Source organism: Nocardia cyriacigeorgica, assembly GCF_010858045.1.
Classification (GTDB): domain Bacteria; phylum Actinomycetota; class Actinomycetes; order Mycobacteriales; family Mycobacteriaceae; genus Nocardia; species Nocardia cyriacigeorgica_E.
Genome location: NZ_JAAGVC010000004.1, coordinates 1 through 1,521, shown reverse-complemented (window position 1 = coordinate 1,521; position 1,521 = coordinate 1). Strand labels below are relative to the sequence as shown.

General features: G+C 67.4%; 2 protein-coding genes. One reads left to right on the top strand and one right to left on the bottom strand.

Annotation, left to right across the window (positions count from 1 at the left end; genetic code table 11):
• Positions 1-413: 413 nt before the first annotated feature.
• Complete coding sequence (locus GV790_RS05400; protein ID WP_163811157.1) at positions 414-809, bottom strand: hypothetical protein; 396 nt, start codon at positions 807-809, stop codon at positions 414-416.
• A 171-nt stretch (positions 810-980) separates the two neighbouring features.
• Here GV790_RS05400 and GV790_RS05395 point away from each other — a divergent pair.
• A partial coding sequence (locus GV790_RS05395) for a WXG100 family type VII secretion target (protein WP_375139369.1) occupies positions 981-1,521 on the top strand: 541 nt, incomplete at its 3' end.

Here is a 1,521-nt window from a genome sequence, read left to right as displayed (position 1 = left end):
CCGTAACCTCGCTTCCGGAACACCACGCAAGCGCTCCCCGACGACACCCGGACAGGACGCTCACCTATCCAAGCGTGGCGTCCACTTCTCCGAGCTCAGTTCTCGTATCAATCAGACAAAAATGTTCATTGGCACTATCTGTCCGCCGGGCCACTTGTTACATGGGCACGACCGGACCCGAGGTCGCCCACGCGGCACATCCGCGAACTTCGCTGCTGATCACCGAATCAATCTACCGTCGCCCTGGGCACCGGACCAACCAACGCCCATAGCCTGCGGACATCGTCGCTGGCGGCGGGGCCGCGAGGCCGTTCGCGGGCTCCGGACCATGCTCACACCCACGCGATCCAGCAGGTGAGTAAGGCGACAATCAGCAGGTCCGCGCTCTGGTTGTGATGCGCGTCCGGCTGCGATCAGCCGATCACGCCGGCGCCGGGGATCAGCGTCACCCGGCCCGTGGCGGTCACGAGCACCGGGCCTGCACCGACCCGGACCCGCAGCGGAGTACCGGACGTCAACCAAGCGACACCTCCTGCTCCCGTCACCATGCCGTGCCAGTGCACCGCGAGTTCCTTCGCCGGCCCGTCCCCTTCCTCGGCCCGGAACCGCAGCACGATCACCTGCGGGTCATCGGGCGGGCGTTCGGCCGTAACCGCCGCCGCACCCAATTGCGGTGACAACCCCGGATCGCGCCAGTACACCACCGGAGTGGTCGATCCGGCCGGAGCGGCGCCGGCTGTCGATCCGGCGAAGGCCGCGGCAATCGCGGCGGCTGCGATGCCGCAGGTAGCCCACCGTGAAGGAGTCATACGAACAGACACTAGGTCGCCGCCAGCGCCCGCCGGACAGCCGTCCCTTCCTGGCGGATTCCGGCCGTTACGGAATGCAGCCGGGAATCAATGGAACCAGCACCGGGTCCGGTGCGTCCATGTCTGCGTAGGTAAGTTCTGGGCTCAATCGGCGGAGTGGAGGGTTCTGGGGTGGGCATCGAGATTCCCGAGGCGTTGCAGTGGGCCGCGAAGTATGTCGTGGGGGCCGGTGATTGGCCCGAGGGCGATGAGACCGCGATGCGGCGCATGGCCGACGCCTACAACAGCGCCGCCACCACCCTCGATGATCTCGGTGACGATGCTCAACGCCAGGTCAACCAGCTGCTGTCCGCGCTGGACGGGCAGACCGCGGATGCGATCGAGGCGTTCTGGAAGAAACTCGGCAACGACGACGGCGCCCTCGCCGCGCTGACCGGGCTGTTGAAAGACCAGGCCGACCTGGTCGATGACGGCGCCAACGACATCGAACACACCAAACTGATGATCATCGCCCAACTGGTGATCTTCGCCGTCGAAATGGCCGCAGCGCTGGCCGCCATGGCCACCGGTGTCGGCGCCCCCGCCGGCGCGGCCGCCGGCGCCGCCGCCCGCGTCGCCACCCAAGCCGCGATCCGGCTCACCATGCGGCAACTGCTGCAACGCATCCTGACCCGCGTGGTCAAAGAAGCCGCCCTCGGCGCCCTCGAAGAAG